Below are 15,542 nucleotides of genomic sequence, written 5' to 3'. Positions count from 1 at the left end.
GGTTTTTGGTAGATCAAAGGGGCTTAAGGCGCTATTGGTCAGCCGCTGACACATGGGCGATCATATATTCAACACCCGGCATAAACATCGCGCGCCACGCCAATCCATCCGCAGGCTTATAACTAGGATCAACACGCTCTAGGGCTTCGACCAAACTGTCCATCCACAAAGCAAATAGATCGGCTGGAATATGCAGCTTTGAATGCACCCGTGCCAAGGATTGCAGACTCTCGCTGGTCTCGCCGGTCGCAGCACAAGACAGCAGCATCATTAAGGAGTCTTCAAGCATCGACTTTTGTCGTTCCATATCAACGCCGACAAAAGCCTCTGCCACCCTGGGATCCTTCGAGATAAAGCAGCTATAAAAACACTCATAGAACTGATCTCGATAACGATCAGACATGCGCTGGTAGCTGTCATTAAAAATCTCGGCGATTGACGCAGACATACAATGCCTTCACAAATATTATTTGAATTACCTACATTAAGTATGTCTGCAATCTGTCATTAATCAAAAGCACCCTACCTAACTTTTCGACAACAGCCTTTATGCATCTTCGGGAATCACCACTCGAAAAAGAATGGCATAGAGAACCGGCACAATAATTAAGGTTAATACCGTTGCAAATGCCAAACCGGCCATAATAGTAATCGACATATTGACAAAAAAAACATCACCCAGCAGTGGAATCATGCCCAAAATCGTTGTACTGGCAGCCATCAACACCGGACGCATTCGGGACACGGCGGCTTCGATAATTGCAAAATAGGGTTCTAGACCTTCCGCAATCTGTTGATCAATCTCTTCAATCAAAACAATAGCGTTTTTAATTAGCAAGCCGATTAAACTGAGCGCACCCAGTATCGCCATAAAGTCAAAAGCTCCGCGAAAACTCAACAGCCCCACTGTAATACCAATGATCGCGAGCGGAACGGTAAACCAAATAATCAGTGGCTGGCGCAACTTACCGAACAACAAAATACTAATTAAAATCATCGTCAAGAAACCCATGGGTAATTGCGCAGACAAACCTTTTTGTGCTTTTTGCGAGTCTTCGTACTCCCCTCCCCAACTGAGAGAATATCCGGAAGGCAACGGAATCGCTTCGACCTGTGGACGAATGCGATTAAATAGCGGTTCGGCCAATGGCTCTATGGGGTTAGCTGACGCGATAATTGTTTGGGCTCGATTTCTACTACGGATTTCAGTGTTTTCCCAAGACACGTCGATGCGGTCGATGACCTGTGCAAGAGGAATACTTTTATTCAGCACAGGGCTCCATACTTGCAAGTCTAGAATATCGGCCGCATTAATATTTTCCGCTCGAGGAGCACGCGCTTGAATCGGCAACAAGCGATTACCATCCCGGTATATTCCTACTTGCATGCCACCAAATGCATAAGCCGTTGCAACGGCCACCTCTTCTCGTCCGATACCAAGGTTTCTACCTCGCTGCTCGCTGTACACGGGCACTAAAACTTTCTCCAGCTGGCGCCAATCGTTCCGTACTTCTTTGGCACCGGCATCCGCACGTAAAATGGCTTCGGCCTGACTTGCCAAATCGCGCAACACGACAGGATCAGGGCCATGAAAACGCGCCTCTATTTTGCTGTCACGACCAGGGCCGATGCGTAATGCTTTGATAAGCGGATCAATGTTCGGCATCCCCACCATAAATTCGTCAACCGCTCGCCACACTTCCGCAATATGTTCACGCGATTTCGTTTTAACAATAATCTGCGCATAAGCTGGATTCGCTTCCTTCGGCGTAAACACCAGTGAAAAACGTTGGTCCCCGCCTCCCACTATCGTTGTTGTTTGTTCAACACCAGGCTGTGCGCGTAAAAACTCACTCACTTTTAACGCATCGTCTCGCGTCATGCGAATGTCCGTACCCTGACGCTCCCATATGTCAACGAAGAACATCGGTGTATTTGAATCCGGGAAAAAACTTTTTTTCACAAAACCGAAGCCCAAACTAGATGCGACAAACATCGCCACAACAATGGCAAGCGTTGCCCGACGATGATGCAAAGCATAGGCAACCAAACGCTTATACAGTACAAAAAACTTTCCAGCGTAAGGGTCTACTTCTTCCTCAACGCGGCCCGGCTTAATTAATAGACCGCATAGTAATGGCGTAGAACTAATCGCAGTAAACCAGCTCAACAATAGCGAAATGAAGATAACCTGAAATAGTGACCCAGCAAATTCACCCGTAGAATCTGGTGAAAGTCCGATAGGAGAAAATGCCACAATGCCTATGACAGTGCCGCCCAATAAGGCCCAAATATTTTTTCGTACCACATCGCCCGCAGCCTTAACCGCACTCATCCCTGCTTGCAACCGCACCAACATGCCTTCAGCAACCACAATCGCATTATCCACCAACATACCCAATGCAATCACTAGCGCACCGAGGGAGATACGCTGCAGCTGGATGTTTTGTAACTGCATAATCCACAGTGTTCCAGACACTGTAATGAGCAGAATAGTGCCAATAATGAGCCCCGTCCGCAATCCCATAAAAAACAAGAGCACAACAATTACTATGGCAATCGCTTGACCTACACTGACGAGGAATGAATTGACAGAGTTGTCGACTTCACTAGGCTGGTCGTAAATAACATTAAACTCAATACCCGCAGGAATAATTGAATCCAACTCTGCAATACGACGGTTCAGCGCAGCGCCAACATCAATAACATTTTCACCGCGCAACATGGAAATACCCAGCGTGATAGCGGGTTTGCCATTAAGATAAATTAGCTTTCTCGGAACTTCCCTGTACTCTCTGCGAATAGTCGCGATATCACGCAAATAGGTTTGCCGACCGTCCAGATCACTGATAATGGTGTCTCCCATGTCACGCACCGAGAGAAATTCCCCTGTCGGCTGAATGCGGAGGTACTCTCGACCAACCGTCACGTTCCCGCCCGACACCACTTTATTTTGCGTCGACAACGCTTGCGCGATTTGCGATATAGGAATACCTAACTCACCCAATTTAGCGCGAGATACTTCAACGTAAACCACCTCTTGTTGATCGCCGCTAATCACGATTTTTCTAACGCCCGATACTAAGACTAATTGCTTCTTGAGGTTGTCAGCGGTGTCTTTTAAATCACGATAGGTGTACCCCTCACCGGTCAATGCAATGTACACACCGTAGACGTCAGCAAAGTCATCTACTACGATTGGCTTTTTCGCGCCAGGCGGTAGCTCTCGCTCCGCATCCGTGATTTTTCTTCTCAGCTCGTCGTAAATTGCCGGGAAATCTTTACCGCGATATACATCTTTAAACTCTATGGACACTTCCGAATAACCCGGACGTGAAATAGACATATTCAAGTTTTTAACTTGTTCTAATTTTTGTATCGCATCTTCAATGTGATACGTCACTTCATCCTGAACTTGCCTTGCCGTTGCACCAGGGTAATGCGTTATGACTTTTGCTTTCTTAATTGTGAAGGAAGGATCTTCCAGCTTGCCCATTTTTTCAAAGCCGTAAAGACCGCCACCCACCAAGATGATAATAAAGAGCCAAGAGACAACAGGGTTCTTAACGGAGTATTCACCTATATTCATGATTGACAATCCGTACCGTAGCGTTTATTTCGCTTTAAAGTTCAGTTGCCTGCTCGACATCAGGCATGATGGTCACTTGTTGACCGGGCTGGAGAAATGACACACCGGCAACAACTATTCTCTCCCCCGGCTCAACTCCGGATACGACTTCGATACGAGAATTTCCGACACTTCCCAACGTCACTTCGCGAGCAATGAGGTTCATATTTTCTTCGTCGACAATAAAAACTTGCGCAGCACCATCGTTAGCACCAAATACAGCAGCACTTGGAATCCATGGATTTGTATTGGCAGCACGCTTAAGGCGTTTAGTCAGGTCGACCGTCACAGTCGCCGACATTCCCGGAAGCAGGGTAATGTCGCTTAGTGCAGGCATGATGTACACAGCGGAAAATGTTTGTGTCGCGCTATCGGCGGTGGTCGATATTTCTTTGAAGCTGAGAGGTATTGCCTTGTTTGCATAGTTTTCAAATGCGGCCGTCACCGCAATGTCATCAGCGCCGTGGCCTGGCTCTCGACGATCAATCTGCTGTATTAAGCTTTCTGGAATCTGAATCACCAGCTCTAGCAAATCTGGATTGTTTAGACTAATAACCGTTGTCTTAGCGGTAATCTCCTCGAAATTATCAACCCACCGTCTTGCAACCACACCATCAAAGGGAGCCAGCAGCTCCGTATAGGCGAGATTCTGTCTCGCTTTCTCAAGAGAGGCCCTAGCTGATTCAAACTGGCCCTGCAAACGGTCGTAATCGCTGCGAGAGATATATCCATCAGGCATCAAACTTTTAGCACGTTCAAAGTTCGCCAACGCAGTTTGGTAGCTTGCCTCTTGTTCTCGGACCGCAATCTCAAAATCGGTTGGATCCAAACGCGCTAACACCGCACCGGTCAATACGTTTTCGCCCTCTCTAACATTCAGCTCCTGAAGCGTGCCGGAAATACGAAAAGACAAGTTGGCGGTTTGGTTCGCCTCTACGCGTGCAGGGAACTGTCTGATAGCTTCGCCACTCTCACCTGACACAACCAGTGTCTTAACCGGTTTAGATCCCACCTCAATGACCGCAGCCTCTTCACCACTACAGCCACCAAGCATTGCCAGCTGGGACCCAAGACATATCACAGCAACCGTCATTGCCAAAAAGCGCATAGTTATCACCCGTATTTATGGTTCGCAAGTCGTCGTTTTTTCTTGTCACCGTTACGACAAAGTCGTTAGCAAACTTTTAGCATAGCCCACTAGGAAGCTAGCCATTTTTATACTTGCGAGAAGTATGTCGCCATCAGTCTAGCCTCAATAGGGTCAAACCACTAGCGCCACTACACCCAGTTTTTTTAACGCGCTATTCAACCCATCTAATGCAGCCTAACTAGAAGCATCTATACTTTTAACATAGGCAAGGAGAACACCATGATTATCGAACCAGGTGATGCGATGCTGATATCGCACCGACGACTTTTCTCAGATGACACACCACGCTATTTTGTTGGCACCGTCGACGCTTACCAAGATGGACTTGTACGAATCACTGGGACTACGTGGCTACATGATTTAATTACCGCACAAATGCACCACAAAGAAGATAAACGCACAAAGGTTATTGCATTAACGTCTGGGACCTTCATTGCTTATTTATTGCCGTCAGGTATCAACACTGACAATCTGCGTGTTGTTTACGAACAGCAACACTATTTTCTGTGTGATGAAGGCGGTTTTAAGATGGATATTAGTGACCGAGTCGGTCATCGCAGCCAAACGTAGCGTTTAGTTATCAATGACTCAGAACATCAACCCCTCAGTCAATGAGATTGATTGTGCACTGGCAAGCATCAATCGCGCAGACTTTATACAGCATGACCAACCCGAACTCATTTCGGGGCATAGCATTCCTGCCAAACGTTTAGCGCAACAGATCCTTTATCAAATTACCTTTCCTCCAGACGCCACCATTTTGCAGATAGGCGCTGGGTCAGGTTACTTCACAGCATTACTCAGCCAACTGGCCAAACAGGTTTACGCCGTTGAAAAGCAGCCTCAGCTCGCAGAATTTGCGCGCACTAATATCGAAAAATTACATATCCACAACGTAAGGATCATACACACTGACGGCACCAAAGGACTTAATGAACACGCACCATTTGACATCATTGTCGTCTCAACATCATCTATTCAAAAACTGGATCAACTAATAAAGCAACTCAAGGTTGGCGGCCAACTGTTGTGTTTAGAAACCCTACAGCAGGCTAAGCTGCTTCTCGTTCGATATAAAGTCGATATTGAAGGTAGCAGTACACGGGAAGAGCTTGGCATTGTTAACTTCTCTCGCGACAATATCGATCTACTCGTCGACATGGGGATCGCCGACGAATCATTATTAGATCAAGCAAAAAAGATCGCGCAAAAAAATCGCACCTCGGTATTAAAAGAATTACACCAACTGATTAACATCGAAGACAATACGCTCTACCGATCGCTTGCTCATCAATCAGGATTACCGGTAGGTGAAGTCGAAGATTTACTTAAAATCGCAAATCCGTCACTGTTCCACTCGTTTTCCAAGGCATTTCTGGATAGTCATCGCATAATTCCATTGGTATTAACTGACGATTCACTGGTTTTTGCATCAAGCGATACCGACCCACAAACGCATGATTTGCGATTAATTCAGCCAAACAAAAAACTAAAGCAATACCTAGTCACACCTACCGACTTTCATCGGCTCTGGTCTGCACTCGATCTCAGTCGCAAACATGATAATCAAACTGTCTTGACCGCATCACAAGACACCAATATATCTGATGACCTGCTCGAAGAATCTCACACTCAGCTCAATGCGCACCTTATAACGGTATTTAATGCCATGCTGTTAGATGCCGTAGCCAGCCGAGCTAGCGATATCCATATCGAGCAATACCATAAACGAACTCGCGTTCGCCTAAGGGTGGACGGGGAATTACGTGATTTATCACATTATGATTTATCACCCATGGATTACCTTGGGTTAATCAACGTTATCAAGCTCCGTGCAGAACTCAATATTGCAGAGAAGCGCCTACCACAGGGCGGCCGGTCACACTTAGTCGTTGGCGGCGACACGTATGATTTACGCGTGCAAATACAGCCATCGCTGTATGGTGAACACGCAATCATTCGCTTATTACCGCAAAATCAATCACTGCTGGATATTAAACAGCTGGGTTTTTCTGAACCGCTCGCCAACAGCTATGAGCGACTACTGCAAAACCCAGCGGGGTTAGTCTTAGTTGTTGGGCCCACCGGCTCAGGAAAATCGACAACACTCTACGCTGGCTTACAAACATTGGCTCACGATAGCTCGCGCAAAGTTATTACCGTTGAAGACCCCATCGAATACTCTATCGATGGCATACAACAGACACGTGTCAGACCCGACATAGGATTTCATTTTTCCGATGCCATGCGTGCATTTGTACGACAAGATCCGGATGTTATTCTTGTGGGTGAAATTCGTGATAAAGAAACAGCACTAGAAGCGGTACGCGCTTCGCAAACCGGCCACGTCGTGCTCTCTACCCTTCACAGTAACGATGCAATTGATGCGCTACAAAGGCTTTACGATTTAGACATTCAAGCCAATTCACTTGCCAGCGAGTTATTGTCAATTATCGCACAGCGTCTTGCTAAAAGGATCTGCCCACACTGTAAAGTCTCAGCAACACCCAACCCCGATATACTCAATGAGTTATTTCCCCGCCAAGTTCCGCATAACTTTCAGTGTTTTACCGGCAAAGGGTGTAAGCATTGCAATGGGCAAGGCACCTCCGGCCGAATTGCGGTTATCGAATACCTGCAAATAAATCCGGATTTACGCAAAGCCATTGCATTGCAACCACCTATTGTGGAACTTCGACAACTCGCATTAGATACAGGATTAATGACGATGCGAGACAGCGCCTTAAGCCATGTTATTCAGGGCACTATTGCGCTAGACGAGCTGCCAAGAATTCTCCCACAAGAGCGCATGGCACCGGAGCGCCGAGGTTTATTAACGTGAACACGATGTCGACACACAGCGCTCCGATTCAACGACCCGCTGCAGAACAGTTATATAAAGACGAACTGGAACAACTTCACGAATGGGACAAACATCCACGTCCCGCCGGCTGGCAACTATCGCCTATTGCGGTCGAAAAATTTGTCGCAGGCAATACCGAAAAAGGTGCACCGAACATTCAACGGAAATTCGTTGCGCCACGCGACTTACTGACGCGCGTTATCGTTGGGCTACTAACAAACCGGGGAGCGATGTTGGTTGGAGAACCCGGCACTGCTAAGTCTTGGCTATCTGAGCTTCTTTCAGCCGCTATATCAGGAAGCTCTACCTTGCTTATTCACGGTGGCGCAATCAGCTCAATCAACCAACTGATGTATTCCTGGAACGATGCACTTCTCGAAAAACATGGTCCCTGCCAAGATGCATTAGTACCAGGCCCTCTCTACCACGCCATGGCACAGGGAAGAATTTTACGCTTTGAAGAACTCGCCCGGGCACCCATAGCACTCCAGGATGGCTTACTCTCCGTGTTGTCGGAGCGACAGTTTTCAATTCCAGAACTCAACGAAGACAGTATTTTATTTGCCAAGGCAGGCTTTAACGTAGTAGCCACATCCAACACCGTCGATCAAGGATTGCAAACCATGAGCGCCGCTCTTAAACGCCGCCTCAATTTTGAAACTATTTATCCTATTCGTAACCTAGATGACGAGGTCGACGTCGTACAGCGCGAAGCCCACAAATTACTATTGGCTTTAGGCATCGATACAGAACTGCCAGAAGAGCTGATAGTGTGCTTAGTCACTATGTTTTGCGAGTTACGCAATGGGGAAACTATTGATGGGCGCAGTACCGACCGCATTACCGGTACGAGTATGTCCACCGCCGAAGCCGTTAGTGTTGCTCATGCACTGGGTGCTCACGCGCACTTTTATCGCGACGGGGCTGTGGATGTAAAAGACTTAGTTGGCTTTCTAGTGGGTGCGACGTTGAAAGATAACCCCAATGATCGGCGACGACTGCGTCATTATTTCGATCTCGAAGTGGCCCATAAGCCTGACCCCATTTGGCGTAAGGTATATCGCTACAAACACCTTATCTAAGCAACCTTACCCACCACCTTAGCCAGCACTGTCCGGTCATCTGCTAATTTTGCCGCCAACGCCGATTTCGCCAAATTCATACAAAATCTGTACGCTTATTTACATTCGAGGCCTTTTCTAGCCTCTATCATTACGTAAAAATGTGCTAGTAAGCTTCGCTTATTATCTGGGTCCGCGTAGCTTAGTATTCCTAAGTGACAAACATCATTTAAAGGCTTTTATAGCATGCAGTTTGAAAACGATATCCTCTCCATTTTCATGACAATCGTAGGGGCCGTTACCGGCATACTGATTTTGGTGGAAATTTATCTGCACTTCGCCAAAGGCCGACGCTACTACCGGTATGTCGATGTCATTACCAATGTGCAAACAGCCGTGCTCTACAATGTGCTAGGCATTGTGGCACTGGGCGTCATCTACTGGTGCTACCAATTTGTAGCCGACAATTTCAGCATCATGCAGCAAGACATCAATTCGCCTTGGGCCTGGATTGGCGGATTCATTCTCGCGGACTTTTGTCATTACTGGTTTCACCGCACATCACACCAAAATAATTTCTTGTGGGGCATTCACCAAGGTCACCACACTAGCGAAGACTTCAATTTCAGCACCGCCGTACGCAAAGGTATTTTTCAACAGTGGGTTGACTGGCCGTTCTTTATACCGATGGCGATTCTGGGCTTCCCCTTTTTCACCATGTTTTTACCACTGAAAGGTCTGCAGTTTGCCTACCAGTTTTGGCTCCACAACAAGTTCATCCCCAAGTTACCATGGATTGATTGGTTGCTGGTCACCCCCTCTGTGCATCGTGCGCATCATGGACAAAACCCACAATACATTGATAAAAATCATGCTGGCGTTTTCATTATTTGGGATAAGTTATTTGGCACCTATGCCGAAGAAGGTGAAGAAGTCGTCTACGGCACCACGGAATCTGTCGATAGCTTCAACCCTATCGGCATCCAGTTTGTGTGGTACAAAAACCTATGGAATGACTTTAAAAACACCAAGCGCTGGCGCGACAAACTCGCTATTTTCTACAAAGAAACGGGATGGCGACCCGCAGACGTTGCTGACCAACCCCGCGCCAACCACATTGAAGATATTAAAACTTACAACCGTTTTGACATTCCCGTGCCTGGCACACTTAAAGCCTATGTATTTATTCAAGTCATTTTTCTTTTCATGGTGTTTGGTGCATCTGGCGGCAACAACCCCAACCAGGGCGCGCAGTTTGCGGAAGCTAGCCTGTTTTCTTTTAGCGACCCGCTGCAAGTGTTCGGCCTCGTCTATATCTTATTGACTTGCTTCAGTTTGGGCGCACTGATTAATCGGACACGTTACTCTCGAATATTGGAGTTCGTACGCCTCGGCACCCTATTCGCATTCGGGCTATTCGCCGAAACGACCACTTATTTCGGTACACCCACTATGGTACATGCTGGGTTATTGATGATAATTCTTTCTACAGTTGCTTTTTCGGCTATCGCGCTAGGACAGAAGCAAGCGTGGCAAATGTCGATTTCAAACCCTGCAATGCAATAAGCAAATAAAAACCCAGGAAAGCCTGGGTTTTTATTTAATAGCATGACGATAAACCCCTCTCGAAAGAACGTACCTATCAGCCGACTACAACATAAATAGTCACTGCGCTTCAACGTACAAGCTTTCACGCCTCAGGGGCTCTCCAACTCCATATTATTCAGATGCGGTATAGGCACGTTTTTGAGCCTCAGACCGAGGCCATATAAAAGTCGATGTTTGTTTTAGCCACCCGAGTTTTTCATAGAAACCACTTTTACCTGGAGCAGCAGTCAACATGGTAGTGATATAGGATTCAAGGTCGGTTTCCAGCTCTTTTAACAGACAAGTACCAATACCCATACCTTGATATTCCGGGAGAACAACCAAGTCAACAATCCAACCGTAAAATGCGCCGTCATCAACCGTTCTGCCAAAACCAATAAGCTTTTCACCATCAAACGCAAAACGAACAGATGCGCTTTGTCGAAATGCGCTCTCTAGAGCGTCCGCTGGCCGAACACCCCAATCAACCACCTCGAAGATTTTCGCAACTTCGCCCCAATTGACAACATCACAATGTTTAAAATACGTTATTTTCATAATGAATAATCATATTGGCTACTACAACGACCGAAAACCAATCTAGTTTTCTCCGCTATATTCTTAGAAGTTATCTGCACCGTTGAAATACCTTACCGGTACATGCTCAACACGTTGACGCGCCATACCGAAATTGACGGCAACGATCGGATCCGAGCGTCCTGCTTTTGTCTCATAATGAGTAACACAACCACATTGAGCACAACGTATAAAATCGATTTCTTTATCACCCCAGCAATAAGCACTGACACCGGCTGCACCTATTTCAATCTTCGCCTCAGCAGGTTTGACATATCCCCACAAACTCATGTATCGACTGCAAATAGAACAGTTACATTGAGTCACCTGACTGGGCTCATCAACATTAATGATGACGTTTTTACAGTGGCAAGTTAACTCCATTGACAGTCTCCGCTTTACCCTGAGCCTTTGGTTACCCTGTTGAGGAATAACAGCATCTCGTGCGTTTTTCTAGCATGCAAGTGTTTGACACTGGGCTATTTTGTTATTTTTCAATGTGACACAACGCCTCAACCTGTAGGAGGTTGCCATAATTCCACTTTATTGCCTTCCGGATCGATAACCCAGGCAAACTTTCCATACTCCGAGTCATCAATTTTATCCAGCACGTGACAGCCTTCCTCTTTAAGTACTGTAATCAATGATAACAAGTCATCTACTCGGTAGTTGATCATAAACGAGGCATTACCCGGCGCAAATGGAGCGTCTTGCTCCGAACTAACAGACCATATAGTTGTACCGCCAGTAGAATTGCCACTGGAGTCTGTTGACTCAAACGCAGTGCCACCCCACTCTTGGACGTCGATGCCGAGGTGACGCTTATACCAAGCGCGCAATGTAGAGGCATCTTTTGCCTGAAAAAATACACCGCCAATTCCGGTAACTCGTTTCATAGGAATGCCTAATCATGTTGATGATCGTTAATTAACTTAATGTATCTAACCTCTGATTTGTAAGCGTTTAATGATTTTTCAAGATCATTGTTCGCTCAGGGCTACAATCTTTATTTTCTAGGAAGTATTACCTTCCATTCCAAAGCTTATAGCGTGAGCCATCATCCAATATCACCTCTCTAGCCATAGCACGTGCATCGTCTTTACCCGATATTCTCCCCGCGATACGAATTTTCTCGCCAACCTGAAACATTTCTTTTCTTACACCAAGCTGGTACAAATTCGATATTGTATCGGCAATGAAATTAACCTTAACGCCTTCTTTCGTTTGAATAACCAGCTCAACATGAGGATTTTTCCAGCTCACACTGGTCAGAGTGCCATCAAATTCCGTTGTTAAAAATAGAAATTCTGAAGTGGCGTGATGCCCATGTATCGACAATGTCGTGAGACAACATAACACTGCGGTTAATAGTTTTATTCGTCGAGTCTTTTGCATTTGGACAGGTTTCTCCCTAATACCTGCAGAAACGGTTTTTCTAGTATTTATTACAACTGTTCTTGAGCATGACTGATGAACTCTCTCCAAACGCTGTCCATCTTTGGCAACCACTGCTCCAAAACTGGAGTTTTGGCTTGGGCAGCTGAGAACCCCTTGCTTTGCAGATATCGAAATAGAAACGCTGAAACACGTGCATTAACAATGCAATGTACCCACACTTTTTTGCTTCCGAGTGCGTCCATGAAACCCGCAAATGTTTCGAAGTGATCTTTATTAGGCGAATCGAATGGGACTGGAATATGAATATAACTCATACCAAGCGATGTCACTATGCTCCCTTCTGCGGCGATAGAGTTCTCGTGGTCTGGCATTACCAAGTTAATAATAACTTCATAACCATCCCTAGCAATTTCGTCGAATTGAGCTTCTGTCGGCTGACCTGAAGATGCAATGCTTTCCGTCACTTGGTAATAATTGAGTATGCTCATAGTGTTCACAGATACGTAAAGTTATGACGCTTATTATATCCATCAACAGATAAAATCTACTTACTACTATATACACCGGTATAACTTCCTGATGTAGACAGTTACAACCTGCCGCCCCCTTTTGAGGGCACGCAAATTCAGCACCAACGCATTAACTCATCAACAGATAGGTTTTTTAGTTTATACGGCCCAAAATAACCAGATGCGCCGGATATATCTAGCAATTTTTGCTTACGCTGGATGCAATCAATGAAATACTTCATCACTGACGCAGAGTTCAATGTATAAGTGTTTGATTTTTCGATAGAAAATAGCTCTTCGCTTTGACATAGCACATCAGACAAAGCCCGCGCACTTGCACAACCATAAAAGTACTGTATATTTATACAATATACTTATTTTGATGGCATGCTGATGAATTCTGAATTAGAACAGCTACTACAACTACCTAATGTCTGGCAGGCTTCGCGCTTAAAGCGGCGCACCACAGTCTTGAGTACCGGTTATACGCCACTCGATAAGGCATTACACGATGGTGGCTGGCCCGATAGCGCGACCACCGAATTGCTGTTACCTCATGTTGGTATTGGTGAACTACGCCTACTCATACCGGCACTACGCAAAGTACAACAACAGCGGCCTTGGGTGGCCTTCATTTCGCCTCCGTATCTGCCTTTTGCCTCCGCTGTTCGATTGCTAGGGCTTAATCCACAAGGGGTATTATTAATTACACCCCGTGATGAACGCGAGCAGCTTTGGAGTGCTGAGCAGGTGTTGCAATCTGGGTGCTGCAGTGCAGTCATCAACTGGGCCGTCACTACGCAACTTGATAGTCGGCAATTACGACGCTTACAACAAGCCGCTCACCGCGGCCAATGCTGGCACACATTGGTACGGCACCGCAGCCAAGCAAAGCAGCCCTCTCCTTCGGCGCTACGCTTAAGCCTTCAAAGCGAACCCCAAGGGCTCTTGCAGCTTAACATTTTGAAGCAGCGAGGCGGCTGGAGCGGGCAACAAGTTAAGCTAGCGCTGACACCTGATTTAACAAAATTACAAACACTCTCGACCTTTCAACTGCCATTACCCCTTGTTCAACTGCAACACAATACCGCCGCTGTGAGCGACACCTCAAGCTCAATCAAGAGCAACAACGTAATACCGATATCAACTCCGTAACGCGCAGCCTTTAGTCTATTAATGTTTCTTTATTGGTATGAAAAAGTCACAACAACGCGATCAATTATGGTTGTGCCTCCATCTTCCGCAGCTTCCTTTGGATCAACTGTCGAGGCAATTGGGAGCGCGGAAGGCGCAGGCACCGTTAGCGATTGTAGAGAAGCAGCGGCTGGTGTTCGTGAATACCGCAGCGCAAGCCAAAGGATTACGTATCGATATGCGACTCGCTACGGCCTACGCCTTAGAGCCAGACCTACAGGTGATGGAACGCAACGATGAACACGAGCAAAAAGCGCTGGAGAAGCTTACCGAGTGGGCTTATCAATTCACCCCCACTGTCAACAACAAGCCGTTTAGTTTGCTGCTAGAAGTCAGTGGCTGTTTGCGCTTATTTAGAGGAGTAAGTCGTTTAAGAGGGCAAATCCAACGCGGCTTGCAAAGCAAAGGCTTTCATTGCGTTGAAGGCTTAGCGCACACCCAAGAAGCGGCTTGGTTATTTGCCCGTTTTCGCACAGATAACCCTGAACAAGTGTTATCTGATTCCCCTCTCAACGAGTTTGTTGCCCCTCCCGCCACGCACTGGAAGACAATGCTCGAACAAATGCCAATAGCCTATCTTGACGGGGCAGAAAAACAGCAGCAACAATTAATCAACGCTGGTTTAACAACACTCAAGGACCTATTTTTATTACCTTCAACTGAATTAGGGAGCCGTTACGGCAAACCGCTGATAGAGCAACTCGCTTCACTGGCGGGAAATTTATATGATAAGCAATACACCGCGAGGCCCGTGCAGGATTTTATTCCTTCATTAGTCTTTTTATCTTATAGAGAATTCCAAGGTGAGATTACCAATAGCCAAGGATTAGAGCTGCCGATTACCGAACTACTCAGCGAACTATGCCAATTTTTAGTCCAACACGGTGTAGCCGCTAGTCAACTCAGCTGGACATTTTATTATTTTAAACACCCTAGTGATCAGCTCAATGTCGACATATCCAGCAAACAACAAAACCTGGCAGGTTTGCAACACCTTACACGATTGAAACTAGAATCTTTCTCGCTGAGTGCACCTCTAGAAAGCTTAGCTCTAAAGGTTGAGCGATTCACAACGTTAGATGGCGCGAGCCAGTCCTTATTTCCAGAATTATCATTGCCAACCGAGCAACTGAACGACTTCAAAGCATTACTCGATAAATTGATGAACCGGCTCGGCGACAACGCCTTAACGATACTTGACGAACGCGATGAACATTTACCCGAATTGCAACAAAGCTGCCTGGCTGTTACACCCTTGACGATTGATAGAATCACCCTACCCAAAATATCTAACATAGAAAATACCAGTGAAATTCTTCCGTTATGGCTTAGCCAACAAGCTATTCCTATTAGCGCACCTCATTTACCAACCGATGAACATAATGCCCCGAGCGCAACATCACCATTACGCGTTGTCTACGGACCAAAACGTATTGACAGCCATTGGTGGCAACACCGACAACAACGTGATTATTTTATTGCACGTCACAACAACGGCAGTTATTGTTGGGTTTACCAAAATCTATTGAACCAACGTTGGTATTTACACGGTTTTTACGGTTAACCCACTGACAGC

Annotated in this window: 14 protein-coding genes; 6 read left to right on the top strand and 8 right to left on the bottom strand. The window is 46.2% G+C overall.

Features of this window, described 5'->3' with window-relative positions:
• Positions 1-31: 31 nt before the first annotated feature.
• From ACZ5NB_RS03030 to ACZ5NB_RS03020, 3 genes are all read right to left on the bottom strand, one after another.
• The gene (locus ACZ5NB_RS03030) at positions 32-448 is read right to left on the bottom strand and encodes a globin (RefSeq protein ID WP_460231380.1); all 417 of its coding nucleotides are present in this window, start codon (positions 446-448) and stop codon (positions 32-34) included.
• Between the two features lie 99 nt (positions 449-547).
• On the bottom strand, positions 548-3,589 hold the full coding sequence (locus tag ACZ5NB_RS03025) for an efflux RND transporter permease subunit (RefSeq protein ID WP_460231379.1): 3,042 nt from the start codon (positions 3,587-3,589) through the stop codon (positions 548-550).
• Between the two features lie 34 nt (positions 3,590-3,623).
• On the bottom strand, positions 3,624-4,736 hold the full coding sequence (locus ACZ5NB_RS03020; protein WP_460231378.1) for an efflux RND transporter periplasmic adaptor subunit: 1,113 nt from the start codon (positions 4,734-4,736) through the stop codon (positions 3,624-3,626).
• Positions 4,737-4,997: 261 nt separating this feature from the next.
• Here ACZ5NB_RS03020 and ACZ5NB_RS03015 point away from each other — a divergent pair, with 261 nt between their 5' ends.
• From ACZ5NB_RS03015 to ACZ5NB_RS03000, 4 genes are all read left to right on the top strand, one after another.
• Positions 4,998-5,348: a hypothetical protein gene (locus ACZ5NB_RS03015; protein ID WP_460231377.1), complete on the top strand. Its 351-nt coding sequence runs from the start codon at positions 4,998-5,000 to the stop codon at positions 5,346-5,348.
• 13 nt (positions 5,349-5,361) lie between these two features.
• A complete protein-coding gene (locus ACZ5NB_RS03010; protein ID WP_460231376.1) occupies positions 5,362-7,620 on the top strand; it encodes an ATPase, T2SS/T4P/T4SS family in 2,259 nt (752 codons plus the stop codon).
• A 5-nt stretch (positions 7,621-7,625) separates the two neighbouring features.
• Positions 7,626-8,723, top strand: coding sequence for an AAA family ATPase (locus tag ACZ5NB_RS03005; RefSeq protein WP_460231375.1), 1,098 nt, complete (start codon positions 7,626-7,628; stop codon positions 8,721-8,723).
• 225 nt (positions 8,724-8,948) lie between these two features.
• Positions 8,949-10,268, top strand: coding sequence for a sterol desaturase family protein (locus tag ACZ5NB_RS03000; RefSeq protein WP_460231374.1), 1,320 nt, complete (start codon positions 8,949-8,951; stop codon positions 10,266-10,268).
• 153 nt (positions 10,269-10,421) lie between these two features.
• Here ACZ5NB_RS03000 and ACZ5NB_RS02995 read toward each other — a convergent pair whose 3' ends face one another.
• From ACZ5NB_RS02995 to ACZ5NB_RS02975, 5 genes are all read right to left on the bottom strand, one after another.
• Entirely contained in the window at positions 10,422-10,847 is a 426-nt protein-coding gene (locus tag ACZ5NB_RS02995; protein ID WP_460231373.1) for a GNAT family N-acetyltransferase, read from the bottom strand.
• A 63-nt stretch (positions 10,848-10,910) separates the two neighbouring features.
• The gene (locus tag ACZ5NB_RS02990) at positions 10,911-11,249 is read right to left on the bottom strand and encodes a GFA family protein (RefSeq protein WP_460231372.1); all 339 of its coding nucleotides are present in this window, start codon (positions 11,247-11,249) and stop codon (positions 10,911-10,913) included.
• 128 nt (positions 11,250-11,377) lie between these two features.
• Positions 11,378-11,761 (bottom strand): VOC family protein, encoded by a 384-nt coding sequence (locus ACZ5NB_RS02985; RefSeq protein WP_460231371.1) that lies wholly within the window; start codon positions 11,759-11,761, stop codon positions 11,378-11,380.
• Positions 11,762-11,888: 127 nt separating this feature from the next.
• Positions 11,889-12,260, bottom strand: a complete 372-nt coding sequence (locus tag ACZ5NB_RS02980) for a hypothetical protein (RefSeq protein WP_460231370.1) — start codon at positions 12,258-12,260, stop codon at positions 11,889-11,891.
• Positions 12,261-12,310: 50 nt separating this feature from the next.
• Positions 12,311-12,751, bottom strand: coding sequence for a protein tyrosine phosphatase family protein (locus ACZ5NB_RS02975; protein WP_460231369.1), 441 nt, complete (start codon positions 12,749-12,751; stop codon positions 12,311-12,313).
• A gap of 414 nt (positions 12,752-13,165) precedes the next feature.
• Between ACZ5NB_RS02975 and imuA the strand changes: the two genes are divergently transcribed.
• Positions 13,166-13,927: a translesion DNA synthesis-associated protein ImuA gene (imuA, locus tag ACZ5NB_RS02970; protein ID WP_460231368.1), complete on the top strand. Its 762-nt coding sequence runs from the start codon at positions 13,166-13,168 to the stop codon at positions 13,925-13,927.
• 37 nt (positions 13,928-13,964) lie between these two features.
• Positions 13,965-15,530: a Y-family DNA polymerase gene (locus ACZ5NB_RS02965; protein ID WP_460231367.1), complete on the top strand. Its 1,566-nt coding sequence runs from the start codon at positions 13,965-13,967 to the stop codon at positions 15,528-15,530.
• Positions 15,531-15,542: the final 12 nt, after the last annotated feature.

The sequence above is a fragment of the Aurantivibrio plasticivorans genome (assembly GCF_055392955.1).
This window is presented reverse-complemented; position numbering and strand designations above follow the sequence as displayed.

Excerpts from the sequence above, each read along its gene's own strand:
- ACZ5NB_RS03000 (WP_460231374.1), top strand. The coding sequence starts at position 8,949 with ATGCAGTTTGAAAACGATATCCTCTCCATTTTCATGACAATCGTAGGG.
- imuA (WP_460231368.1), top strand. The coding sequence starts at position 13,166 with ATGAATTCTGAATTAGAACAGCTACTACAACTACCTAATGTCTGGCAG.
- ACZ5NB_RS02965 (WP_460231367.1), top strand. The coding sequence starts at position 13,965 with ATGAAAAAGTCACAACAACGCGATCAATTATGGTTGTGCCTCCATCTT.
- ACZ5NB_RS03030 (WP_460231380.1), bottom strand. The coding sequence starts at position 448 with ATGTCTGCGTCAATCGCCGAGATTTTTAATGACAGCTACCAGCGCATG.
- ACZ5NB_RS02980 (WP_460231370.1), bottom strand. The coding sequence starts at position 12,260 with ATGCAAAAGACTCGACGAATAAAACTATTAACCGCAGTGTTATGTTGT.
- ACZ5NB_RS02985 (WP_460231371.1), bottom strand. The coding sequence starts at position 11,761 with ATGAAACGAGTTACCGGAATTGGCGGTGTATTTTTTCAGGCAAAAGAT.
- ACZ5NB_RS03010 (WP_460231376.1), top strand. The coding sequence starts at position 5,362 with ATGACTCAGAACATCAACCCCTCAGTCAATGAGATTGATTGTGCACTG.
- ACZ5NB_RS02995 (WP_460231373.1), bottom strand. The coding sequence starts at position 10,847 with ATGAAAATAACGTATTTTAAACATTGTGATGTTGTCAATTGGGGCGAA.
- ACZ5NB_RS02990 (WP_460231372.1), bottom strand. The coding sequence starts at position 11,249 with ATGGAGTTAACTTGCCACTGTAAAAACGTCATCATTAATGTTGATGAG.
- ACZ5NB_RS03005 (WP_460231375.1), top strand. The coding sequence starts at position 7,626 with ATGTCGACACACAGCGCTCCGATTCAACGACCCGCTGCAGAACAGTTA.
- ACZ5NB_RS03015 (WP_460231377.1), top strand. The coding sequence starts at position 4,998 with ATGATTATCGAACCAGGTGATGCGATGCTGATATCGCACCGACGACTT.
- ACZ5NB_RS03020 (WP_460231378.1), bottom strand. The coding sequence starts at position 4,736 with ATGCGCTTTTTGGCAATGACGGTTGCTGTGATATGTCTTGGGTCCCAG.
- ACZ5NB_RS02975 (WP_460231369.1), bottom strand. The coding sequence starts at position 12,751 with ATGAGCATACTCAATTATTACCAAGTGACGGAAAGCATTGCATCTTCA.
- ACZ5NB_RS03025 (WP_460231379.1), bottom strand. The coding sequence starts at position 3,589 with ATGAATATAGGTGAATACTCCGTTAAGAACCCTGTTGTCTCTTGGCTC.